General features: G+C 47.4%; 21 protein-coding genes. 5 read left to right on the top strand and 16 right to left on the bottom strand.

From position 1 onward, the window contains the following. Positions 1-84: 84 nt before the first annotated feature. Together WFI24_RS27465 and WFI24_RS27460 are read right to left on the bottom strand one after the other, a co-directional pair. Positions 85-2328, bottom strand: a complete 2244-nt coding sequence (locus tag WFI24_RS27465) for a carboxylesterase/lipase family protein (RefSeq protein WP_336765115.1) — start codon at positions 2326-2328, stop codon at positions 85-87. Positions 2329-2933: 605 nt separating this feature from the next. Next, the gene (locus tag WFI24_RS27460; RefSeq protein WP_336765114.1) at positions 2934-4190 is read right to left on the bottom strand and encodes an amidohydrolase; all 1257 of its coding nucleotides are present in this window, start codon (positions 4188-4190) and stop codon (positions 2934-2936) included. Between the two features lie 322 nt (positions 4191-4512). Here WFI24_RS27460 and WFI24_RS27455 point away from each other — a divergent pair, with 322 nt between their 5' ends. Both WFI24_RS27455 and WFI24_RS27450 read left to right on the top strand, forming a co-directional pair. Beyond that, a complete protein-coding gene (locus WFI24_RS27455; protein WP_336765113.1) occupies positions 4513-6165 on the top strand; it encodes an alkaline phosphatase in 1653 nt (550 codons plus the stop codon). Positions 6166-6315: 150 nt separating this feature from the next. After that, the gene (locus WFI24_RS27450) at positions 6316-6681 is read left to right on the top strand and encodes a VOC family protein (protein WP_221824471.1); all 366 of its coding nucleotides are present in this window, start codon (positions 6316-6318) and stop codon (positions 6679-6681) included. 119 nt (positions 6682-6800) lie between these two features. Here WFI24_RS27450 and WFI24_RS27445 read toward each other — a convergent pair whose 3' ends face one another. The 5 genes from WFI24_RS27445 to WFI24_RS27425 form a co-directional block, all read right to left on the bottom strand. Beyond that, entirely contained in the window at positions 6801-8024 is a 1224-nt protein-coding gene (locus WFI24_RS27445; RefSeq protein WP_336765112.1) for a GNAT family N-acetyltransferase, read from the bottom strand. A gap of 58 nt (positions 8025-8082) precedes the next feature. After that, positions 8083-8772 (bottom strand): DUF4274 domain-containing protein, encoded by a 690-nt coding sequence (locus tag WFI24_RS27440; protein ID WP_336765111.1) that lies wholly within the window; start codon positions 8770-8772, stop codon positions 8083-8085. 138 nt (positions 8773-8910) lie between these two features. Then, complete coding sequence (locus tag WFI24_RS27435; protein WP_336765110.1) at positions 8911-10389, bottom strand: methyl-accepting chemotaxis protein; 1479 nt, start codon at positions 10387-10389, stop codon at positions 8911-8913. A 301-nt stretch (positions 10390-10690) separates the two neighbouring features. Further along, positions 10691-11734 carry a pectate lyase family protein gene (locus WFI24_RS27430; RefSeq protein WP_036617386.1) on the bottom strand — a complete coding sequence of 348 codons (1044 nt, stop codon included), beginning with the start codon at positions 11732-11734 and terminating at the stop codon, positions 10691-10693. A gap of 286 nt (positions 11735-12020) precedes the next feature. Further along, complete coding sequence (locus WFI24_RS27425; RefSeq protein WP_336765109.1) at positions 12021-12863, bottom strand: AraC family transcriptional regulator; 843 nt, start codon at positions 12861-12863, stop codon at positions 12021-12023. A 116-nt stretch (positions 12864-12979) separates the two neighbouring features. Between WFI24_RS27425 and WFI24_RS27420 the strand changes: the two genes are divergently transcribed. Beyond that, complete coding sequence (locus WFI24_RS27420) at positions 12980-14965, top strand: beta-galactosidase (protein WP_336765108.1); 1986 nt, start codon at positions 12980-12982, stop codon at positions 14963-14965. A 123-nt stretch (positions 14966-15088) separates the two neighbouring features. Here the strand turns inward: WFI24_RS27420 and WFI24_RS27415 are convergent, their stop codons facing one another. From WFI24_RS27415 to WFI24_RS27385, 7 genes are all read right to left on the bottom strand, one after another. Then, a complete protein-coding gene (locus WFI24_RS27415; RefSeq protein ID WP_336765107.1) occupies positions 15089-16231 on the bottom strand; it encodes a DUF4179 domain-containing protein in 1143 nt (380 codons plus the stop codon). Further along, on the bottom strand, positions 16221-16769 hold the full coding sequence (locus WFI24_RS27410) for a sigma-70 family RNA polymerase sigma factor (protein ID WP_256720093.1): 549 nt from the start codon (positions 16767-16769) through the stop codon (positions 16221-16223). Before WFI24_RS27410 ends, WFI24_RS27415 begins: the two co-directional genes overlap by 11 nt. A gap of 179 nt (positions 16770-16948) precedes the next feature. Beyond that, positions 16949-17350, bottom strand: a complete 402-nt coding sequence (locus tag WFI24_RS27405) for a hypothetical protein (protein ID WP_221824485.1) — start codon at positions 17348-17350, stop codon at positions 16949-16951. A 36-nt stretch (positions 17351-17386) separates the two neighbouring features. After that, positions 17387-17713, bottom strand: a complete 327-nt coding sequence (locus tag WFI24_RS27400) for a hypothetical protein (RefSeq protein ID WP_221824487.1) — start codon at positions 17711-17713, stop codon at positions 17387-17389. A gap of 14 nt (positions 17714-17727) precedes the next feature. Next, the gene (locus tag WFI24_RS27395; protein ID WP_221824489.1) at positions 17728-18372 is read right to left on the bottom strand and encodes an SMI1/KNR4 family protein; all 645 of its coding nucleotides are present in this window, start codon (positions 18370-18372) and stop codon (positions 17728-17730) included. Between the two features lie 28 nt (positions 18373-18400). Next, positions 18401-19081, bottom strand: coding sequence for a hypothetical protein (locus tag WFI24_RS27390; RefSeq protein WP_221824491.1), 681 nt, complete (start codon positions 19079-19081; stop codon positions 18401-18403). A gap of 28 nt (positions 19082-19109) precedes the next feature. After that, positions 19110-19577, bottom strand: coding sequence for a DUF6386 family protein (locus tag WFI24_RS27385; RefSeq protein WP_221824493.1), 468 nt, complete (start codon positions 19575-19577; stop codon positions 19110-19112). A gap of 188 nt (positions 19578-19765) precedes the next feature. On the opposite strand from WFI24_RS27385, the gene WFI24_RS27380 reads away from it, so the two are divergent. Further along, on the top strand, positions 19766-20143 hold the full coding sequence (locus tag WFI24_RS27380; RefSeq protein WP_036617371.1) for a PilZ domain-containing protein: 378 nt from the start codon (positions 19766-19768) through the stop codon (positions 20141-20143). Positions 20144-20212: 69 nt separating this feature from the next. Here the strand turns inward: WFI24_RS27380 and WFI24_RS27375 are convergent, their stop codons facing one another. Beyond that, the gene (locus WFI24_RS27375) at positions 20213-21556 is read right to left on the bottom strand and encodes a uracil/xanthine transporter (RefSeq protein ID WP_260632980.1); all 1344 of its coding nucleotides are present in this window, start codon (positions 21554-21556) and stop codon (positions 20213-20215) included. A gap of 50 nt (positions 21557-21606) precedes the next feature. Beyond that, the gene (locus WFI24_RS27370; protein WP_221824495.1) at positions 21607-22194 is read right to left on the bottom strand and encodes an ankyrin repeat domain-containing protein; all 588 of its coding nucleotides are present in this window, start codon (positions 22192-22194) and stop codon (positions 21607-21609) included. Between the two features lie 184 nt (positions 22195-22378). On the opposite strand from WFI24_RS27370, the gene WFI24_RS27365 reads away from it, so the two are divergent. After that, positions 22379-23281 (top strand): LysR family transcriptional regulator, encoded by a 903-nt coding sequence (locus WFI24_RS27365; protein WP_221824498.1) that lies wholly within the window; start codon positions 22379-22381, stop codon positions 23279-23281. Position 23282: the final 1 nt, after the last annotated feature.

The raw sequence follows: 23282 nt of genomic DNA, 5'->3' as shown, positions 1-23282 counted from the left end.
GCATAACGAACAGTATAAAAAGCCAAGAGAGCATGCTCCCTTGGCTTTCAATTCATCTATATATACCTTCCTATCCGGTGATCCTTATTCCCAGAAGAAACGACCTGCGAACACTTTTTCCGTCAACAGTTTATACGTTTCTTCGGGCAATTCTTTTTTCATCTTTGCCATAACGGCTTCTTTGTCTTGATTATATTGTGCAGACATGCCAATCTCTGCCGTTGTATTACTTGCATCCAGACGCATGATTGGTGCTTGCGCATCTTTCGTCCAAGGTGTCCATGCCGCCAAATCAGATGATCCGCCCGTACCTGGATTGCCTGTGTACAGGAACTGCTTCAGGTATGCTGCCATCGCGGCGGACAACTGATCACGTCCTGGTTTGTTTGTATCGCTAAAGTACCCATCAGGGAAATAGGCAGCAATTCCGTCTGCGTGTCCTGTATAGAAGTCCATATCCGCACCATGTGGAGCGCCCAGTAAGGTGAGCAAACGCTCAGAGATGACCCCAGGTTGTGTGCCCCATGCAAAACGATAAGCATATACCGGCGGTTGACCTGCTTCACTCGTCAATTGCTCCGCTACACGCTCTGCATTAAAGCCTGCATAAGCTTCGCTACCGTATTTCAACGCAGCAGCATATTGTTCCGCCTTGGTTTTATCGGTAAACAGCGTCTCATCCGTGATGGATGGAGAGAAGTTCGGATCACCGAAGGCAAAGCCAGAGAATTCCGTTTCCAGGCTGCCCAGCAATACAGGTACTTTTGTGTAGTTGCCGTTATGGATGGCGTCAAAGCCTTCTTTTGGAATCACGGTGCCATCACGGAACAGATGTGGGAATGGGTCCATACGGATTGCAGTAGCCCCAAACGCTGTGACCAACTTGTCCGCAGGCAGTGCACGCAGGTAGCTCTCGAGCTGTGCCGGAGATTGCTTGCCAATCCACGCTTTTGCTTCTTCTGCGGTAGCCGCTTTCCCCTCTTGCACGAGTAGCTTCAAGAGTACATCCTCAGATTTTTTCTCTCCTTCTTCCGGTGATGCTGTCGTCAATCCTCCGCTGAAAGCAACTGCTTTTTGATACAGTCCTTTGCTAAGTGGAGAGATCAGGGTTGCCAGCACATCACGTGCACCAGCAGATTGTCCGGCTAATGTAACATTGCCTGTATCTCCGCCAAATCCTTCGATATTATCCTGAACCCACTCCAATGCACGGAATGCATCGAGCAGACCATAGTTACCTGAGTCATCCAGGGCATGGCCTGTTTTCAGCGCAGCGTTCTCGAAGAATCCAAGTGCTCCCAGTCGGTAGTTCACGGAAATGATGATGCTGTTGGTGCTTCGTGCAAGCTGCTCACCCTGAAAATCTTTGCCTGATCCGGTCATATTCCCGCCGCCGTGCAGGAACACCATAACCGGAAGTTTCGAACTGGTTGTGTCAGGACGCCAGATATTAAGGTACAGCGAGTCTTCACTTCCGGCTGTCGTCTTGCCAGAGATCTGCAAGCTGTTCGCAGCAAATTCCTTAGCCGATCTGGTTCCTGTCCATGAGTCAGGTTCTTGCGGGGCTTTCCAGCGCAGTTCCCCTACCGGAGGTGCCGCGTAAGGAACACCGAGCCAACCGAGTGTGCCATATTGCTCATAGGTTTTGCCATCAATCGCGCCATACTTGGTCTGTTGCACCGTTTGAGGTTTGAACGCTCCAGCTTCTTTATGTTTTAACCAGTTCTGCTCCAAAGTTCCACTGCCATTCTTGAGCTGTATCTGCAAAGCCTGTGCGGTTGCCTCTGCCATCAGGCGGTTGGTAAGTTGACTCGCGCCCTTCCCTTGAAGAGCCTTGATTCCTATACCAGCCGCATAAGTGGAAGCCTCTCCTTGCTGATAATCCGTACCCGCTTCATATCCGAGCACCTTCAGCAGCATTGCGGCATAACCTTCCGCTGTCAGTGGAGCGTTAGGTTCAAACTTCTCCGATCCTGCCACGATCTCAGCCACATACGGATGCTGTTTCAAGTATCCAACGACCGGTTGCAATACTTTGCCTGCCTGAGCCGCATCGTCATACGTTTCCGTTCCCTGATAGGCAAGTGCTTCTTTCTCCAATCCGGACAGACGCAAGTAAAGTACTGCGGCCTGAATACGTGTAGCCTTTTTGTTCAGATAAGCCGCATTAACGCCTTGACCACTGCCACGAATAAGTTCGGACTGAATCAGCTTGTCCATCGCTGCTGAGGAAGAGGTTGCTGTGTTCCCTGCTGCATAACCTGGTAGAGCGGATACACATAACCCCAGAATTGTTGCCACGGCAATCGAACGTTTAATGGTTTTCATGTCATAAAACTCCTCGCTGTCGAATAGTGTGTGATGGGATAATTTCATTGGAAATGTTCACTTGAGATGTGTATCTAGGAATCAGTATTCCAATGTCTGGATGAGTCTATATCTCTATTTAGGAAAAATGGTCTGTTACGCTCGCTCCTTTCTGCTTAACCTCTCTGCTGCGGCGCTTACGGTCATGCCATCATGCATTTTTTTATATAAAAAAACCTGAACCGAAGGCAAACAGACATCGCTTTAGCGTGGTCTACTGCCCTCAATTCAGGTTTTGCCTGCAATCAGTAACAACCCTGAGGAATGAGGCTCATTCCATATGAAAATGTAAACGCAATCAATCGTTTGGTAACTAAATAGTCAACGAATGAACTGACACAGGTATTGCCCTAAATACGGTTACAATCCTGTTGTTATCGTGATGTTAGCACATAATGTAAGCGTTCGCAATACCCTTTTTCATAATCGTCATCATACGATCTCCGATAGGGGCAACAATAAAAACCCGCATTCTCATGCGGGTTTGAACTTAACTTACATCATGATGATTTGCACAGCTATCTCTTAATCCCTCAATATCTGCTATCCTACTTTTCTGGTTGTGTCTACAGCGTGCGTGCCAACTTCTCCAGCAGTTCCACCGCAGGGGCCAATACCGCCTCATCAATATCAAATTCAGGATGATGATGCGGAGCAGGCAACTCGCTGCCAACAATCATATACGTAGCTCTGCCACCTTGCTCCTGTACTCGCCGGATCATATAACTGGCATCCTCGCTGCCGAGAGCAGCACTATCCGATATGGCCTCTGCATGGGTGAAACCAGCGATGCCTTCCGCTTGCTGAACCGCAAGCTCTGCAAGTTCCATATCACATCGAATCGGGATGGCACTTCCAACCACCTCAACGGTAGCGGTTAGTTCGTGCATGGCCGCACTATGCTCAATGATGTGCCGCACGCGACGTTCCAGCTCCCGATTCGTTTCTTCACTCGTCGAACGCGTCTCAATAACCATACGGGCATGCTCAGCAATAATATTGGCTCCTGTTCCACCTTCCAGAATGCCTACATTAATCCGGGTATCTGCCGAACTGAACCGGGGAAGTGCATGAATGTTAAGCATGGCGGTCGCTGCGCCCAGCAGCGCGTTCCGCCCTTCCTCCGGGGAAGCCCCTGCATGGGAAGATACACCCGTGAAGTGTGCTTCCAGCTTGGTCGTTGCCAGGAATCCGGCAGACGCACCTCTGATATGACCGGATGGCACACCGGTACCCAAGTGCATACAGAACAGGCGATCCACCTGTTCCAGCATTCCTTTTTCGACCATGGCATATGCCCCGCGCACACCTTCTTCGGCAGGCTGGAACAACAGCCGGATCTTGCCGGCAAACTTCCGGTTACTCAACCGTTCTGCAAGCGCCAATCCAATCGTTGTATGTCCATCGTGTGCACAAGCGTGCATAATGCCTTCATGACTGGAACGAAATTGTCCCGCTTGCGGTGCGTGTTGCTCCAACTTGCTCTCACGGATTGGCAGTGCATCCATATCGAAGCGGAATGCTGTCGTTGGTCCACCCTGCTCCCCTTGAAGTTCAGCGACAACGGCAGTGAATCCACCACGCATCTGCTCCACAATCACCGGATTCGCACCTTCCCGGAGGGCACGCTGATATGCATCTTCCAACACTTCCGGCTTGGGCAGACCCCGCCGTGATGTGTCGTCGATCGCATCTTTTCCATAAGTGACGCTATACCCAAGTTCCGTCAGCATCTGCACCACTTTGGTCGCAGTACGAAATTCCGTGAATCCCAGTTCAGGATGTTCATGCAGATCCCGGCGAAGCGCGATAATATCCATCATGTGTCATTCCCCTCTCTCCAACCTCTATCTATTTCATCGTATATACAGTTCTACTCTACTCATTCAACGTTAGGAGTCACTATGCCTGCTCCTGTGGATCTCTTACAATCTTGCGTTGACTCCCGGACCAAGTGGCAGGTTGAAGACATACCATAGAATGATCACTTAAAAACTTTTGTCCAGTTTGCCTGAATACCAGCATCCTTCATTAATCGTAAATTTTACATATCGTTAATCCAATTCATATATTGGTTTAGCATTTGTTGTATACAATGGGTTCTGGATACAAAAAACGATACATATATTCTAGGAGGATGCATTCATGTTAAACCGGTTCAATATCCGTGCAGCCAAAATGATGCTCGCGGTGACGACGATTGTTACGGCTACACTCGGAGGAAGCAGTGCAGCGTGGGCTGTGGAAGACACGACCTCAACGACATCTGCATCACCGATTAAAAATGTCATTATTCTGATTCCTGACGGCATGGCTAACGATGCGACTGCCCTGGCTCGTTGGTACAAAGGCTCTTCCCTGACGCTGGACTCCATGGCAAGCGGTATGGTTCGCACACACTCTGCAGATGCGCCGATTGCGGACTCGGCCCCTGCCGGAACAGCTTTTGCAACAGGTTATAAATCTCATACCGGATTTGTTGGTGTATTGCCGGACAAGGCTACCATGCCTGGACAGAAGGCTATTACGCCTGGAGACGAAAGAAAACCGGTCGCTTCCGTACTGGAAGCATCCAAACTGGCGGGTAAAGCAACTGGCATTATCGCTACATCCGAGATTATGCACGCCACACCAGCGGACTTCTCCTCTCACTATCCGGACCGTAAAAACTATGATGCACTCAGCAAACAACAAGTCTACAATGGCATGGATGTTGTGTTGGGTGGAGGTAGCAAATATCTTGAGCCAGCCGGACGTAAAGACGGCGAGAATCTGATTTCGTCCATCAAGGCACTGGGTTACGATTACGTCACTACACCAGCTGCAATGAAAACATCCGATTCGAACAAGCTGTGGGGTATGTTTGCACCCGCAGGCATGGCTTATAATATGGACCGTGATCCTGCGAAGCAGCCAAGCCTTGCCGAGATGACATCCAAAGCCATTGAAGTACTGTCCAAAGACAAAGACGGCTTTTTCCTGATGGTCGAAGGCAGCAAAGTGGACTGGGCAGCTCATGCCAATGATCCGATTGGTATTATCAGTGACGTGCTGGCTTTTGATGATGCCGTAAAGGTAGCCATGGATTTTGCCAAAACAGATGGAGAGACGGCCGTTGTGGCTGTTACGGACCACGGCAATGGTGGACTCACCATTGGTAACAACGCAACTTCCGGCACTTATGACAAAGAGCCGTTGTCCACATTTATCGGACCTTTGAAAAAGGCTAAGCTGACAGGCGAAGGCGTTGAAGCGAAGTTGAATGCCAAGCGCACAAACATCAAAGCAGTGATGAAGCAGTACTATGGTATTACCGATCTGACTTCCGAAGAGATTGCCACCATTAAAGCGGCCGAGCCAGGCAGTCTTAACTATGCAATCGGTCCAATGATCAGCAAACGTGCAGGGATTGGCTGGACAACCGGTGGTCATACAGGTGGAGATGTCGTGCTGTACACGTATGCTCCGAACAATGACCGTCCATTCGGTGTGATTGACAACACGGATGTCGCCAAATATATGGCTCGTGTATTGGATCTGGATCTCGACAGCGTGAGCAAACAATTGTTTGTACCAGCCAAGCAGGCATTTACAGCCAAAGGCGCGACGTACAAGCTGGATCTGACCGACGCCAAAAATCCGAAGATTCTCGTAACAAAAGGTAACACCAAACTGGAACTGCAAATTTACAAAAATATTGCACTGTTAAACGGCAAAAAGACAACTTTGGAGGGTGTCATTGTTTATAACGGTGTAGAGGCATTTGTTCCACAGACGGCCGTTGATCTGATTCAATAATTCGTTAGAATGACCGGAGATTACACCATTTGGCTGCCGAATATTTCGGCAGCTATTTTATTGTTTACTGATAAGGAGTAGGTTCCTGCTAGCGCCTATCGTATAATGAACGTAACAAAAATACATATCATGCAAAGGAGAGATTCACCCATGTTGATCAAATTAAATTGGATCACGCTGAGGGTCAGTAATTTGGAAGCTTCACTCGGGTTCTACCACGACATGCTAGGACTTCCAATTCAGCGCAGATTCGAGAGCCGTGGACGGCAGATTGCCATGCTGGGCATGGAGAATGAAGCCAAACTGGAACTGATTGAGGGCAGTGAATCCATTCTTAAAATGGAGGCCGGCGTGTCGATCGGTTATGAGATAAACTCGTTGGATGAAGCCATGGAACGACTGGCAGAGCTGAATATTCCGATTGTTCGTGGCCCGATCCAGCCCAATCCGCATCTCCGGTTTATTTACATTACAGATCCAGACGGCTTCGAGGTACAACTCGCAGAGCATGTCTAATTAGGCGAGTGTGAAATGAGTGTGCTTATCCGATGACCAGTTGGTTGTGCAAGTGTGCAGTCAAACCAGATGCAAGCTCACACCTGCATCTGGCAGCGTATGCACGTTTTTGTGTCTGTCTACAGCTTCATGCGGCGCATGAGCGGCACACCTATGCGATTCAACAACCGATCAAGCAGCAGCCAGCACCAGCGTCTGCCCCATGGAAGGTGGCGCTCATACACAGCCGAATACTCAAAATCCGCCACAGCACCACGATTGCGTTTGAACTGCGCAGCCCCGGCGCTCTCATGTAACAGATGGCCGTTCTCGCGAGCCTGTCCGATCAGGCATGCCGATAACATGCGGTATAGTCCGACGGACTGGGGCACCGCTGTATCGTAACCGAAGAGCGGCGTTGTCATGATTCCATTTCGGCAGAAATAACCCATGACCGCATCCAGTCGTCCTTCCTTCCGCAGTCCATACAGTCTGAGTGTTCCAGATGCCATCGCAGCAGCAATGAACCGTTCCGTAAACTGGGGATTGTGATAGGAGTATTTTTCAAGGTATAACAGCTTGTATAGCTCCACGATTCGCGGAATATCTGCATCTGTCATATCTGCTTCGTAGACGAATTCGTATCCATGCTTGCCCAATAATTCGTAATCCCGCTTCAACAGCCAGCGCGACTTCGAGTTGCCAAAATTAGGATCATGTGCTTGGTACAGGTAGATTTGTCGGCTCGGAATCAGTCTACACCCCGCTTCCGTTAGCCTCGCCGTCAGATCGGGATGAAGTCCCGGACACAAGGAGCGAAATACAATGACATGCTCAGGGTATCGCTCTTGTACCGATGCAAGCAGACATTCCGCCTGTTCACCGGACATGGCTGGATACAGATTGGTGGACAACAACCAGTTGTTCACATGCACAACTTTGTTGATCTGCGATTGCTTCATTCCCCAACCTATTAGACCGAGCAGCACAGAAAGACCTTTTTCCAACACAGGCTTCTGCAACATGGTCAATTCCTGCTTGGCGTAACTCACATAATGCGTATATGGCGAACAAACGTAAGCATTATCATACTCTGTATCATTCACCGTCAGCGGAATAACGAGATCATCGATCCGGGCGAGCAACAATGTCGTTTCCACGTTGGACATAAAGCTTCGTGATCCTTGCTGCATCATAGGTTCCAGATAAGCCCTGGCATATCTGCCATCCTCCGAATTGGGCCAGTCCATGTCTTTGAACAAATGTTGATCATAAAGAAGCACGCGTTCAGCGCGGTTATGATTCCTAATCTCATATGTACGGTCATCGTAGGCCGATCTGTCTTTCATTCCATTATTCTTCAACCTTTTACTCCCCCATGAGGTACCATCTTCTCTTGAACTACTCATTCACGTTCCAGTGCTACCCTCTCCAGAGTAATTGCTCTGCAAGCTGACGAAACTTGGGTCCGTCTTCTCTCTCGTTGACCTCATCTTCATCCATCTCCATCCAGTAGTCCGCATCCAGCAGTTCTGCCATATCCAGCCGCGTAATCTCTGCACATTCGGGATGTTCACACGCTGCAATCATCGGTTCAGGACTATCGTCCCAGTTGTATCCATTCACGATGGCATGCAGGAGTACAGCTGAATCCAGTGCACGGATTTGGGCAGCTGCCTTGTCTGAAGACTCCTCGTACAGAATTTCATCTACAATACTTTGCTCCGCCTGAGTTAGCTTGAGTCTGACTGCACCTTTGGTGTCCAGTAACATATCCGCTATGTCCGGATTACGTCTCGCGGCGTTCCAGGCACTGGCCTGAATTCCAAGGAGAGCGTCCAGTTTGACTCCATGTTCAATCAATAGCTGAATAGCTTCAATTTGCTTAAACTTCACAGCTTTTTTCAGCGCGGTATCCCCAAGCTTGTCCTCCACTTCCAGGTCCGGGCCGGATTCCAGAAGACACCGGATTGCTTCAGTTGGCATACGATTTGTCAAAAAGAGTATCAGCGGTGTACGTCCACGATCATCCTGTTCGTTGATATCCAATACACCGACGGCTGCTCTGACTTGTTCCACATCTTTGGATTTGCTAATCTCCAACCAATTCACGGTTCGTTCTCCTCCATCCTCTTCACACTCTACACAACACTGTATAGGAAAAAAATGTCGGCATCAAGCTGTACTCCAGATGAAAAAAGCCCGTCCAGTACGCAAAATACGCACCGACAGGCCCTCAACTATTTATTATTAAAGTTTATTCCCAACGGAAGAAGCCTGATGATCCGAGACTAACTCATTCAGGTTCACAATCAGTTGCTCCAATTCTCCAAAGCTCTCTACCATCTTCTGTGTCAGGTTACGTTGTTCTTCCATGCTCGCCAGAATCTCTTCTGTCGCTGCACTGGATTGCTCCGTTACACTCGAAATCTCGGAAACTTCATTCACAACTCTGGTGGAAGATTCCTTCATGGTCGCCGAACTAGTCTCGATATCTGTCGCTTGATTCAACACATGCTGAGAGTTGCTGTTGATCGTACGGAATACTTCCTCTGCCGTATGGACGCTATCTCTTCCTTGTTGTAACGATTGACGAATGCGTTCGAATCGATCCGTCAGTGCCTGCGTCTGCCCTTTTAATCGAGACAGGATGGTTCCGATATCACTTGCGGACTGACCCGAGTTCTCTGCCAACTTGCGAACTTCCTCTGATACAACAGCAAACCCGCGTCCATGCTCACCCGCACGAGCGGCTTCAATGGCTGCATTGAGTGCAAGCAGGTTTGTCTGACTCGCAATATCCACTATGCTGTTCAACATAAGCGTCATGGATTCACTTTCCTCGTTGAACTTTCGCATGTCATTTGCAGTTGTATTGATCGTTTCATATAGATCTTGCATTTGGATGTTTAGCTGGTCCATCTGTGTACTTCCAGTTTGCGTGCTTGTTGCCATACTTGCGGACAACTTTTTCATCTGCTGGGAATACGAAGCAACGTCCTTGATATGCTGATCCGACACAGACAAGGATTCCGAAATCTCGGCCACACTGGTCGCCTGGAACTCAACACCTTTTGCAACCTCACTGAACCCAAGCGTCACCTCATTGGTAATGGAGCCAGTCGCATTCACTTTTTGCTTCAATTGATCCGTATAACGTGATAAACCTTCGACCGATTCCTTCACACGTTCCAGCATGGTTTCCACTCTTTGTTTAGAGTGCTCCACCTCATTCTGGCGTACTTCACTTTCATGGAAGAGCCTTTGATTCAATTGTGAGACCAGCATCAAGACGGCTCCTGTGAGAGCAAATAATCCCACATTGACGATATTACCCATTAGCTCAGCAGAGTCAACGGTATTCATAACAAATAACTGAAGAACACTGTTAACTAGTAATACCGAAAATCCAACCACAAAAAATTTCTTGTTAGGAAATAACAGTAGAACTGCGGTTATCACCAAACTTAACGCAAAATTGACCGTTCCCCAACCGACATAGACTCCACATATTGTTAGTAATACGGTAATCAGCCATGGAATGAGATGAATATGTTTCTTTTTCACATTAGCGTATGTAATCCATACAACAAAGATCAGAGCTACTCCATTGGACACAAGTAACTTCGGCATCATAAAGGCCAGACCCATACCAATGGCAATAATAATCCACAAAATGATACCGATTAATTTGTTCCTTTTCCAAATAATTTCGTCCATACGATCCATGCATACCCCGTCCTTTTATGTAGGTTAAATGTGAACTGTAGGGCCTTTCTGTACTACATCTACTAGTCTTTGGTCCTGCTTATGCACAAATCGCAAAAACGCAGCGCCTTAACATAGTACATATTAACTTCACAAGTATGAAATCAGCGCTACTTTATGTATATCGGTATTGTTAATTAAAAATTTATATGAACTGTAAAATGATATGTAAGCATATCATTTTACAAACAAAAAAGGCCTGTCTTATACGTTATGGCGCACAAGACAGGCCTTTTGGTCGTGAATGGATGTGCAGCAAATCTTACTTTCCGAATACAAGTGTCGTATTGGAGGAGCCTGCATACTTGGTGACGAACTCACGCGCGTAGCTGGCACTCTCTACCTGATAACTGTAATTGGAGCTTGGTCTCCAGTTCGTTTTAGGAGAAGTCGGACTATTAAGCGCTGGTGTACTTCCCGTATCCGTAAACTCACCTTTTCCTTTGTCATCCAGGATGCCACCCTTTTCAGCACCAGCACCAAAGTAGTTGTTTTCGGAATAAATCCGTGCTTTTTCACCAATTGTGATGGCCTGATTAAAGTTGTTTGCATAGTTGTTTTTGAGATGGAAGTAACCATATCTTAAAAGTCCAGGACCACGCACATACAAATTTTCGAAGTAATTGTTGGACATCGTCACATGAGGCACACCATTGTAACTGCTGTTCCCATCATTCGGATGACCGAGGATGACGCCATACTTATGGTTCGCAAATTTGGAATTGCTAATCGTAATATAGTCCGCGCGATCGCCAATATACAGAAGTTTGTCCAGATCACTACCGCCAGAGCTGTAGCTATGACCAGCAAACGTCACATGATCAATCCAGTAATTGGAGCCTGAAGTGATATACATCTGGATATCATCATTGGCATTAATATTGGAAGCGTGTTCAAAAGTCAGATTTTGAAAAATCACATTGCTTGAACTGCTTGTGGATCTGAAATGAATATTCGTTAATGTATGTTTGCCAAAGGAACCTACAAGTGTCTTGTTCGCTCCGAATTCAACCTTTTGCAGCGTAGAGGAAGAAATATTCTGTTCAACGACTACAATCTTGGCTGTAGAGCCCGCCATATGTGTTCTCAAGTCATTGAGATTACTAACGTAAACCACCTGACCGTTCTTGCCACCTGTCGTGGCTGACTTGGATACACCATTTTCATTCTTGGCACTGCCTGCAAAACCAGTCAACCCGTTCGTACCTGTGTTTGGATAACTGGCCGCACCATATGTAGACGGGGCTGTGGAGACAGTTAGCAACAATAGAGTTACAGCGAGTAAAAGCATCGAAAATTTCTTCAAAATTTCACCATCCTTTATAATATTATCCTCTAAGACAACTCGATTATATCGTGTAACTTTGGCTGTGACAATACAATAATTGCAAAAAGACAACAATATTATCTTTTTCGCAACAGCAGATCAGATATAGTGAAAAACAAAACCAGGCCATTCTTTCATACAAAATAGAGCCGCTAATTAGCGGCTCTATTCACGAGTACTATGTGATACAACTCGGAACTGATCCGCCCTCGGGTCAGTTCCTAAAGCCTCTGACGAAAACCATTAACTTGGGGATAATAATATGTTACGACTTCTGATAGCTGCGGCGGAAGGTACCGGGTGTGATTCGTTCCAGCTTCTTGAAGATGGCTCCATAGTAGCTGGTCGATTCGAAGCCGACTTGACGAGCAATATCCTCCATCCCGCGTTGCACATTATCGAGCAGCAGTTCCTTGCTCTTGTTGACTCTTACCTGATTAACATAACTGATGGGACGAATACCTGTCGTCTTCTTAAACAAATGACAGAAATATTCTGGTGTGACACAGATCAATCCAGCCAGCATTGGCAAAGTAATCTCTTCAGCATAATGCTGTTCAATATAGTCCAGAACCGGTTTTAATCGCTCATACTGCTGCCCGACCGTATCGCTGCCCTCGACAGATACGCGTTGAATAATCTCTGTCAATAAGGTATAGAGAATGGCGGAGCAGGCGTAATTGCTTAATGTCTGCTCTTGTGGTGTTAAGGCAGCTTGCAGCAACTCCCGCATTCGGGATAGAAGGTATTCAGGCGATGCAAGCGTGTATACACATGTGTCGACAATGCCAACAGTTTCAAACAAGCTCGCTGACCCACTGCCATCGAAAATGATCCAGTCGACTTCCCAGCTGTCGGATAGCGCATAGTATTCGTGCTTCTGTCCAGGGAACAAGAGCATACCCATACCTGGCTTGACGATATATTCCGTATCACTTAGCTTGAGCTTGCCCACACCGCTGCGGCATTGTATCCATTGATAATCCTGAATGCCTTGGTCTCGGCGGATGTGCTCCTGTTCATGATGCAGACCGATGCCAAGCAAATAAAAAGGGAGCAGCTTGTCTCGAGCAGATAATACCGGAAAATTGCGATTGGGATGAGGCATGCGACTAACTCTCCTGTTATCTTAATATTGTTATATCATATTAATTATTTAAGATATTCACTCCAATTAATATAGCATATAATCGCAATATATTGATAAATAAAGGAGATCACAGGATGACAATTAAGATAGGAATTGATTATTATCCAGAGCAATGGACTCCGGAGTTATGGGAGAAAGATGCCATACTTATGCAAGAGACGGGGGTTGCTGTTGTGCGAATGGCAGAGTTCGCCTGGAGCCGAATGGAACCGACTGAGGGTAATTATCAGTTTGAATGGTTGGATGCGGCTATCGAAGTATTCGCTTCGCGCGGCATGGAAATTGTGTTATGCACCCCCACCAATACCCCGCCGAACTGGATGACAACCCGTTATCCGGATGTACTGCCCATGGATGAGCAACGCCACATCATCCGGCCAGGTGTGCGTGGACATCGTTGCAACAACAGCTCTTCCTTGAGAATGCTGGGCTCCAAATTTGTGGAAGCGATGTCACAGCGCTATGGTAAGCATCCCGCCGTCATTGGCTGGCTAATCGATAACGAGATGCACTATCAGGAATGCCATTGTGATACATGTAATCGTACATTTGTCGCTTGGCTGCAGAAGCGTTATTCCAATCTGGAGGAGTTGAACCGGGAGTGGGGTACGGTCGTCTGGAGCGGTGAGTACAGCAGCTGGGCTGAGGTAACAACACCGCTCGGACCCAGCAAACCGATGAATCCTTCCTATCTGCTGGAATACAAGCGGTTTTGTTCCGACAGCGTGGGCCATCTGCTGGGATGGCAGCTTGAGATTTTACGCCGTAACTGTCCAGATCAATTTGTGACGCATAATATGTGGCAATATCCGAATAGCCTGGACTATTATGATATGCATAACGAATTGGACTTCGTCTCTGTCGATTATTATCCGAATGAGCTGTATCGCGATTATGGCGATCGGTTTCCGAGAAATGGTGCGCTTACGCTGGACTTGGTTCGCGGCATCAAGCGCCGGAATTTCTGGGTAATGGAACAGCTCAGCGGAGCACAGGGTGCCTGGATGCCGATTCAGCGCACCCCCTATCCTGGACTGATCCGAGCTCGTTCCTGGCAGACAATCGCCCGAGGTGCTGACATGGTCGTCCATTTCCGCTGGCGGAGTGCAACCGTCGGAGCCGAACAGTTCTGGCATGGGCTGATCGACCACAGCAATGTTCCTGGACGCAGGTTCAGGGAGTTTGCCGAGCTTACTCGTGAGGTGAACCAGTTAGGAGAAATGCTGGCCGACTCAACCATTGTTACCCAGGTTGCGATTCTGCATTCGCATGATCAGCATACGGCGCTTTCCCTTCAGCCGCAGGCGGAAGGAGGAATGCACTATATAGACAACTTGTCCTCTATGCATAATGCATTTCTGAAAATGGGCATCGGTACAGACGTTATCAACTGGACCGAGGAACTCGACGGGTACAAGCTGGTCATTGTCCCTTCTCTCTTCCTGTTAAGTGAAGAAGTAGCACAACGACTGGAGCGATTCGCAGCTAAAGGGGGGACGGTTGTCCTCACCAATCGGACTGGTGTGAAGAACATGAGTAATGTATGTGAGATGCTGCCTCTGCCGGGGCTACTGGCGGAAGCGGCCGGTGTTGTCGTAAGTGAATATGATGCAATCGGCAACAGTGAGCATCGGATACGGAACGCGGAGGGCAAGACATTCGCTGCGAAGCAATGGTGCGATTTACTGGAACTGCGAGGGGCAGAGCCGATCGCCTGGTATGACAACGACTTTTACGAGGGTGTACCGGCGGTTACTGTCAATAAGTTTGGTGAAGGTGAAATATATTATGTCGGCACTTGGCCGGAGCCATCGTATTTCTATCAGTTGTTTGAAGGCATACTGAAGGAAAAGGATTTGGCGCCCAAAATCCAGTTGCCGGAAGGTGTCGAGCTGTCGATTCGAACGAAGGGGGAGCAAAACTTCCTGTTTCTGATCAATTTGACGAATGAGCAACGAGAGATTACGCTGGACGTTCCTTATCGCAGCTTGTTGACCAGCGAGAGGTTGGATCAGAAGTTAACCCTTCCAGCTCTGGGAGTAGATATTTTAACTGTATAAGATCAGCCGTTTTCATATTTAAAAAGGGATGTCTCACAAGGCTTACGACCTTGAGGGACATCCCTTCTCTGATTTCACTAACATCCACCTAATCTGAATAAGAGTATTGCCAGTTAGTTCATCTTATTTGATTTTGATTTCCAGTTCATCATTCTTGGCTTCCTGCAAATCATCATAGACCTTATCTGGTTTACCACGAAGTTTTAATACCATGGACTCCGGATGGTCCAACAGATTGCTACTGAAAGAATACATCATTCCGTCTTCCGTTCCGCTCCCGCCTACCATGGATAACTTGGTCTGTTTCCCGTTTTTAGTGGTAGTTACAATCTCGAGAGGCTGAACGACCTCACTGATCAACAACTTCATTTTGTAATCGATCTCTTGCTCCGGCTCAAAAACAAATCTAACCCGAGTAACAAGCGGTGATAATTCCACTTCTGACAACATAACTTCATAACCCCCAACGGTAAACGTACGATTAACGTTGAGGATTTCCGTTTTGGGGATAGAGAATTTAGGATCCAGCGCAAAAGAAAGATTCATTTTTTTGGAATATTGATACTTCCGTTCCTTTTCCCCGTTTTCTGAATATTCCACCACATCTGGAACAACGGAAGAAAGCTGGAACTGAAGATTCACTTGCTCAGGCAGCGGTTTATTTCGATTACGCTCAATTGTATTCCGGCCATAAATGGTATGCTTATCCTTCGAAAAATGTATACCTCCTATATTTCCGTTATCAAGGACATAACCTGTTCTTGCATCCGTCATCTTGGTATTGACTATCGAATAAATCTCTTGCGAAGCATCCGTCTTGGCGGTATACAATACGGTTATCCTGTTCTCATCTGCCATAACCGCATTCACGGTAAACTGATATATGCCCGATGTAACCGTCCGATCCACAAGTTGCACATAACCATGATTGAGCGTTGAAGTAATCGTAGCACGGTCCATATCCGAAGTTAGCAGGCCACGAAAGGGCTCTAGCACTCCCCAATGGGTTACAGGCTCAGTATATGTTGCCTGCTCTTGACCATAACTCCCAAGCGGACCTAAGAGAAACCAACCCGCGGCCAGGGCCGTGACCAGCACTGCCGTAATCCATTTGATATGAACGGTCCTACCTGATCGTTTTGTTCTGCCCTTCGCGAGACCACGTTGAATCGCAACAGTCGTATCCGCCGGATTCCATTGCTGTTTCTCTCTTTTTACCTGATATGCATCTGCAAGAAGTGCTTTCTCCTCCGGGTTAGTGGTCATGCCAATCCCTCCTGTTCTTCATCAACTTGCGCAACTGTTGGAGTCCCTTGTGCTGCCAGGTCTTGATCGTTCCTTCCGGTTTGCCGAGGATGGAGGCAATATCCGTCAGTGTCATGTCGTTATAATATTTTAGCAATAATACATGGCGATATTTCGGTTTCACCTTTTGCAAAAGAGATTCCATAGCGATTCGATTATCATCAACGCTAATCATCCAAGATGCCGGAATGCTGTCCTCCATATCCTCCTTCGCCAGAGGTGTCGCCCGCTTGCGGCGCCTCTGTTCATCGATGCAGACATAGATCAGAATTCGAATGATCCAAGATTTGAACGCCTTCTCATTGTTCAGCGTACGACGTTTGATCCAAGCACGGCACGTCATCTCCTGCACAGCTTCCAGCGCATCTTGCTGGTTACGCAGATAACTGTAGGCAATGGAAATGAGCGTATCTTGATGTTCCATAATGGATTGCACAAATTCCGTCTCGTCTTCGGTCTGTACATAGATCCTCTGGTTCATCTCTGCTTTTGTTTCCACCCCGCATCCCTCCTTCTCTCTCTTTCTGTGGTATAAGACGGGTGAGTGAAGCAAACGGTTTTTAATATTTGTTCATCAAAAAAAGCTCCGCCATCATCATGAGGGAGCTTGATTACATAACAATCGGCCGCCGATATACTGAATTACTCACAAGCATGAACAATCCAAGATCAACTAACTTACAGGTTGCCGGTGACTTCGATCCCGTCGGCCAATTGCAGATGGTTTCTCACCCAAGCTATGAACTGATTCAAAAAATTCCGTAATTCAGGCTCTGCAACCACCTGTTGATCCAGCTCTGATAAAATCCCCACCCACACATCCTTCGTAATCGGATTCTCCCAGCAGGGATCAAGAGCCTTCATCTTTTCTCCAGTTCGTGGGTCAGTTAAGGGAAATGAGCGATCCAATGCGGGTCGAATATAGTCAAAGTCTTCATTATATATGAACAGCATGTCTTCCATCTCTACTTCAACCGATTCTTCTATGTATAAAGGGGATAAAACAAAACCCACATTCCGCTGTGGACCTTGATACTGATACATGAGCGCAGGAATTGTTCTCTTTGATTTGTTAGTCATATATGCTCCTCCTGTTTCAGGCAAATCTCTTACCGATCAGAGTTCAAACCAGATTAAACCACCATCAACCTGGCTGGTTTCTCGCTCCATCTGATGCATCCAGCCCCGCGCCTCTTCACCCCAGATATGAAACAAACAGTAGATATACGAATCCCCATCCACAATCTCTTCTAATCCGGAAGCCTCTTCTATCCACACTTCAAGGGCTCTAGGCCAGGAAGGATCTTCACGTTTCAATACAAAGCTGTTGGCTTGGTGTTCTAAGCTGTACATGTTGGTAAACGTTAATGAACTTGCCAAACGCTTCACAACTTCAGGTAAAATCGCAGGTTCTGTTGTGCTAATTCCATATTCCCAGCCCATATGTACAACCTCCCTCAGACTTCTTTTGCTCCAGATGATTGCTTTTGTTCATGCATTTGATGGATTGAACGATCCAACCACAACTCATACCAGTCCAGAAAATGTAATCGATTCGTATTGCCCCAATATTGATCAGGATAGATTCCATTGCGGTTAGCCCGGTCATCAACCCATATCTCTCCGTAAGAGGCTCCCTTAACAATTAGATTCATCGATATGCCACAACCAAAATCACTGATGCGCAGCATGCCTGCCGACCATTTTGGATCAAAATATTCGTGTTCCAGCGCTTCCCATTCCTCTTCTTCCTTGCTGTCATCGAACCAGTCATAGTTCCAGTTCCATGCTTCCGTGAATTGGAAAGGGTCCGAGACCGCGTTCAGCTCATCGTCATAACCCAGCACAGCGTATACACCGTCATTCGGGTTTTCTAAACCATAATAAGGCCCTCCACCCGTTCCCATATGAAGAAGCCATACCTTATAGTCCTCCGGCAACTCAATTCGCCATTTCTGTTCAAATTGCGTAATATCCTTCTGGGTCCACACAGACGCCATTTCATATTCATGGTTTTCTGCGCCAAACAGCTCCAGATCCGGGTCCAGACTTCGGAGAGTGATCAACTTTTCACGCATACGTTCCAGTTGTACAGTGTACATAATCTACCTCTCCTCCTTTGCTACTCCATTACGTTTGTTCCACGGCGTACCCGCGTTGCTGTAACTCATCCAGTGCTGCTGCTACATCTCTCTCAGTACACAACTGCTTAATCAGTCTGGCGGTCACCGGTTTTCCTTCATATACTTCAGCTACGGCTTCCAACGGCAGATCCGGCAAGTCATAGTACCCTTTGGACCAATCAGCGTAATCTTCCGGGTTCTTCTCCACATATCCCAGCAAAAATTCTGCGCCACCTCTAGCGTCCACTTTGTCTTCCTCGGCCATCGCCAGCTGAATCCAGTTACCAACCTTCCATGGCAAGTCGTTCCCTTCCTGCCATAGGCAAAAGGTCACATCCTCCAGATCCAACGTTTCCTCATGATCTCGCAGTACAGCCATCAAGGCCTCTGGTACTTCATCATACATGCCCGGATAGATTTCTCCGTCCTCACGAGCATGTGGGCTCAAGGGTGACTCATGATCAAATCCTTTGATCAGCGTGCCTGAGTTCGTAAACAATACATGCAGATGATCACCTGCGCCGTTATTGATGCTTCCCCATGCCACACCTGGCTGAAGTTCAGCTTCATAATGATGAACGCGTAACCATTCTTCCTCCGAAAAGATGATATCCAAAGCAGCGAGTATTCTCATCCGTTTACGCAGGGCATCTGCATTCATCATCATTATCTCGTTCCAATCCTGCATATGAATCCCTCCTGTTCGTATATGTACACTATATCCGTATTAATTCATCCAGCGTGTTATTTCCCTGAATACTTGGTGTCATGACAATGGTGATCCGACTGGCTTCTCTGGAGACGATACACGCATAATTTCCGGGCTTTAACTGCAACAGAACCCCTTCACACGTCTCATCCGGCTCCAATTCACCCCCAGTGACATCATCCGCCGCTCCCAGATAGACGTGCCCAGACGGAACTTGCAGATGATACCCCTTTCCCCGTTCCGCTGCGTGATCTGGATCTGAATCCTCCTCTTCACCCTCCAGGCTCCATTCCACCTCATACACTCCATCCGCACCCAGATTCAGGAACAGACAATGACCTGCATTCACCTCAGCCAGCTCATCCACTGGAATGGACCACCAGTCCGAAGTATCCTCAAGCCGATGTTTTAACGCTGCCAGATCATACAGGCACAATGTTGCCGTATCTGTAACCATTCGAAATGTTCCTCTCATATTCACCCCTCCCTTCTGTCTGATCCAGGTCTGACCTCAGAAATATATTCCATCATTATATCAAGCCTGATACACGTGTAAAAGGAACCCATGGACCATCTCTGCTTGCGCAACTCTTCATTTCTCGCTCCAAATGGTCGATATAAGCATAACTGACTTTTTTTGAACCTGATGGAGGAAGCCAAGCCATGTCAATTAACAATAGAAAAGAACCCTTTCGCTACACATTGAAGGAACCAATCCACTTTGAGATCTATATTCTCAGCATCAACGGGGTTAACGCACCCGCCAAACCCATCCAGGCCGAACTCTGCGATATCAGTCGATCCGGCTGTCAGCTGTCATTTCCGCTGTCCCTTCCTGTAGAGAATAACGATATTCGGATTGGAATGAATATGCTGCTCTTTGAAGACCCTCTATATATGGAAGGCACTCTCCGCTGGGGTCAAGAAAAAAATACCTCATGGCATTATGGTGTTCAACTCGAAATGCAGGATGGGAACCAGGACCGTCTCTCTAGAGAGATGCGAATGCTTGCAGGACAAGGCAAAATTATTGTGAAATAGTTAGATGCCATATAGCCTGATAACAAAAAAACAGCCCAATCAAATTGGACTGTCGCAAGATGAAACTCTTTATGCCGCTTTACTAACTGTCGCTGGTTGTTCCATTTTGGACCAGTTCACGGTTTTTTCAAGAACCAGTGAGACCAATACCCCAATGACGAGACCATTACTTATGATCGGAATGAGGTACATGGGCAAAGTTTGAAAGGCCTCCGCAGGAATATTCATGACCGCAACTCCCGTAAGGACCGGCAGCGCTACACGATAGATCGTTTTAGAATTAAACGTTGTACCTTCAAGTGTTCTTAGTGCCGTGCCAAACATCTGAAGATAAGCCACGAACAAAACCGCACTGCCGACGCTTGGTGGTATTTGTGCAAAAAATGCTGTCACTGAAGGTGTAAGACCTATCACACATAACATCCCCGCTCCAATTATCAAGGCAGCACGACGCAGAATGCGAGTACTCTCCAAGAATCCGATCGATGATGCAAATAAACCAAAGGGCAGCACACCTACACAGGCTGACAACATCGTGAACAGACCCGTTAGCGTATAGGAATGCCTATACTGACGGCTTGTTGTTTCTGTCCGGTATAGTTTCTCAACTGTGCTTAATGTGGTGATCGAATTCGTCATGTTCACCAACCCCACGAAAAATGCAGTAATGACAATACCCGGTTCCCATCTGGGTGCTCCCCATGGAAACAGTTCGAGTCCAGCCGGGGCCTGATTAGGCTGTCCGCCATGTTGTCCAGGAAACAATAGACTATAAGCGATCCAGCCTGCCACAATCCCAATCAGGATCGCGTAGTTCCCCAGTTTCCCCCTGCCCTTTAATTGAATCCATGCCACCAAAAATGCAATGACAACGGACAATGCGGCAACAGGCAGATCGAAGCGACCAAACTCCGTATATCCAATCATACCTTTGAAAAAATTCATGGTTAATTGAATCGTCATTAGAAACAACATGGCACTCTTCACCATAGGTGTGAACAGCTTTTGCAGCACTTGCGCTGCTCCCAGCCAACCCAGAATCACCATCGTTAGTCCCGCTAATAGAAAACCTGCAGCCAACCCACCGCCAATACGCTCCAGACTCATACCGGCCGATGAAGCAGATACCGTCAAACTTAGCGTCAATCCCCACCATAACCCTGACGGACCATCCATAATCGCATATCGATGACCGAATACAGCTTGAAGAATACACACTGCTCCGGTAAGGATAAATGCGTGCTGCATGGAGGCAGCGATGGCATCCGGAGACAGATGAAAATTATGTCCAATGGATAGCGGAACAACAACTGTATTGGTAAACAGGAAGAAAAACCACTGTATACCTGCCAAAATCAGTGAAGATACGTCCTTCATATTCTTTTGTGAAAAATGCTCTTGATGTCTGTTCATTCGTTTGGAATATCCTTTCACTGTTCTGTATCATAAATGTATAAGTCTCTTCAGACTTGGGTTAATAGTCGTTCCATCACGGCATACCGATGTCGGCTCGCATGTGCAAGTGGTGTAATCCCGTCCCGATCCGCAATCTTTGGATCTGCACCATATTGCAAAAGCAAGGCAACAATCTGTTGGTGACGCGGCCCACCATCTCCCAAAATGACCGCTTCCAGCAAGGCTGTCCACCCCAGGTTGTTGATATGGTTCACATCCACATCACTGCGTGTAAGCAGAAGCTCCACAATGTCCACATGGCCCCGATCCGCTGCCGGGATAAGAGCTGTGCCGCCAAAACGATTCGTTAACTTCGTATCTGCACCTGCTGTAATCGCCAATTCGACCATGTTATACATACCCTCAGCACTCGCGTATAACAGCAGGTTGTCCAATCGTGCATCCTGAAGGTTAATGTCGGCTCCGGCGTCCACTAGCATCCTTGCCGTGTCTATCTTGTTACCGTGCACCGCAGCCATCAGAGGTGTCCGCCCCAATGCATCCCGTTCGTTCAACCGGTTACCCTGTTGTGTGATAAATCGAATGACCTCATCGGTATGGCCCGCTTGAGCAGCATCATGTATTGTTTTAACCACGTTGTTTTATCCTCCAATTCAAGGTCTTTCTCATGCAGTAATATTGATATAGAAACCAAACCCTGTTAGTCAGGTATGCAAATCTAATGTATGGTAACATAAGATCGTAGTATATTAAAAATACATGTTTTGTTGGCTTTCCATACGAATTACATATACATTGCAAGCGAAGGAGAACAACCACTTGGATATCAAACAATGTCGCTATTTCATTGCCATTGCTGAGGAGAAACAGATTACAGCAGCAGCCCGAAGACTTCACATGGCTCAGCCACCCTTAAGCCAGCAGCTTAAGTTAATGGAGGAAGAGCTTGGTGTAATGTTGTTTGAACGCAAAGGACGTATGATGGAGCTAACGCAGGCGGGTCGCAGCTTCTATGATTATGCGGTTACCTTGACCAAATATATGGAGGAAGCTGTAATGGAGATGCAAAGTTTCCGTCATGGCATCCGGGGCAAACTTGCGATCGGCATCAATACCATATCGGATCGCCTGATCCCGCAAGCACTGCAACAGTTTCGCACCACCCACCCACAGGTTACCTATAAAATTCAACAAAATGAATCTGCGCAATTATGCCGATTGCTGGAAGATGGCAAAGTTGAACTTGCCTGTGTACGCATGCCTGTCCAGACTGAACGTTATGAGGTGCTGCATCTGCCACAGGAGCCCCTTTTCTATATTTCTTCGACACCACTTGATAGTCCGACAGAGATGGGACCAGGAGTGGAGATGGGGACTTATTTTGAACAGCTTACAGGTATCCCTCTACTGCTTCCAAGTACAGAGGGACTCGGCATGTTCGAGTTGATTCTGGACAAGTTCCGGGAGCATCAGGTTACCCCCTCCATCATGGGTGAGTGCTCAGACATTAATATGTTGCTCGAGCTGGTCCGACTCGGCTTCGCCAGTTCCATCGTGCCTCATACGGTACTGCAGCTATACCAAGAGCACCCTTTCCACGTATATTGCATTCAGGATCAGCATTCCACGGTTGGCTCGGCGCTGGTCTGGCTACAAAACCGCTATCTGTCCAAGCCTGCACAACATTTTGTGCAATTGGTGCAGGATATGCTTCCCGTGTAAA

Source organism: Paenibacillus sp. USHLN196 (assembly GCF_037144955.1).
Lineage (GTDB): Bacteria > Bacillota > Bacilli > Paenibacillales > Paenibacillaceae > Paenibacillus > Paenibacillus xylanexedens_C.
The sequence above is the reverse complement of the archived record's forward strand: the minus strand, read 5'-3'. Positions and strand labels throughout refer to the sequence as shown.

What these genes read in the sequence shown, in the direction of transcription:
- WFI24_RS27415 (WP_336765107.1), bottom strand. Translation starts at nt 16,231, where the DNA reads ATGACCACTAACCCGGAGGAGAAAGCACTTCTTGCAGATGCATATCAG.
- WFI24_RS27460 (WP_336765114.1), bottom strand. Translation starts at nt 4,190, where the DNA reads ATGATGGATATTATCGCGCTTCGCCGGGATCTGCATGAACATCCTGAA.
- WFI24_RS27375 (WP_260632980.1), bottom strand. Translation starts at nt 21,556, where the DNA reads ATGAACAGACATCAAGAGCATTTTTCACAAAAGAATATGAAGGACGTA.
- WFI24_RS27390 (WP_221824491.1), bottom strand. Translation starts at nt 19,081, where the DNA reads ATGCAGGATTGGAACGAGATAATGATGATGAATGCAGATGCCCTGCGT.
- WFI24_RS27405 (WP_221824485.1), bottom strand. Translation starts at nt 17,350, where the DNA reads ATGACTAACAAATCAAAGAGAACAATTCCTGCGCTCATGTATCAGTAT.
- WFI24_RS27455 (WP_336765113.1), top strand. Translation starts at nt 4,513, where the DNA reads ATGTTAAACCGGTTCAATATCCGTGCAGCCAAAATGATGCTCGCGGTG.
- WFI24_RS27400 (WP_221824487.1), bottom strand. Translation starts at nt 17,713, where the DNA reads ATGGGCTGGGAATATGGAATTAGCACAACAGAACCTGCGATTTTACCT.
- WFI24_RS27465 (WP_336765115.1), bottom strand. Translation starts at nt 2,328, where the DNA reads ATGAAAACCATTAAACGTTCGATTGCCGTGGCAACAATTCTGGGGTTA.
- WFI24_RS27435 (WP_336765110.1), bottom strand. Translation starts at nt 10,389, where the DNA reads ATGGATCGTATGGACGAAATTATTTGGAAAAGGAACAAATTAATCGGT.
- WFI24_RS27450 (WP_221824471.1), top strand. Translation starts at nt 6,316, where the DNA reads ATGTTGATCAAATTAAATTGGATCACGCTGAGGGTCAGTAATTTGGAA.
- WFI24_RS27420 (WP_336765108.1), top strand. Translation starts at nt 12,980, where the DNA reads ATGACAATTAAGATAGGAATTGATTATTATCCAGAGCAATGGACTCCG.
- WFI24_RS27425 (WP_336765109.1), bottom strand. Translation starts at nt 12,863, where the DNA reads ATGCCTCATCCCAATCGCAATTTTCCGGTATTATCTGCTCGAGACAAG.
- WFI24_RS27380 (WP_036617371.1), top strand. Translation starts at nt 19,766, where the DNA reads ATGTCAATTAACAATAGAAAAGAACCCTTTCGCTACACATTGAAGGAA.
- WFI24_RS27385 (WP_221824493.1), bottom strand. Translation starts at nt 19,577, where the DNA reads ATGAGAGGAACATTTCGAATGGTTACAGATACGGCAACATTGTGCCTG.
- WFI24_RS27395 (WP_221824489.1), bottom strand. Translation starts at nt 18,372, where the DNA reads ATGTACACTGTACAACTGGAACGTATGCGTGAAAAGTTGATCACTCTC.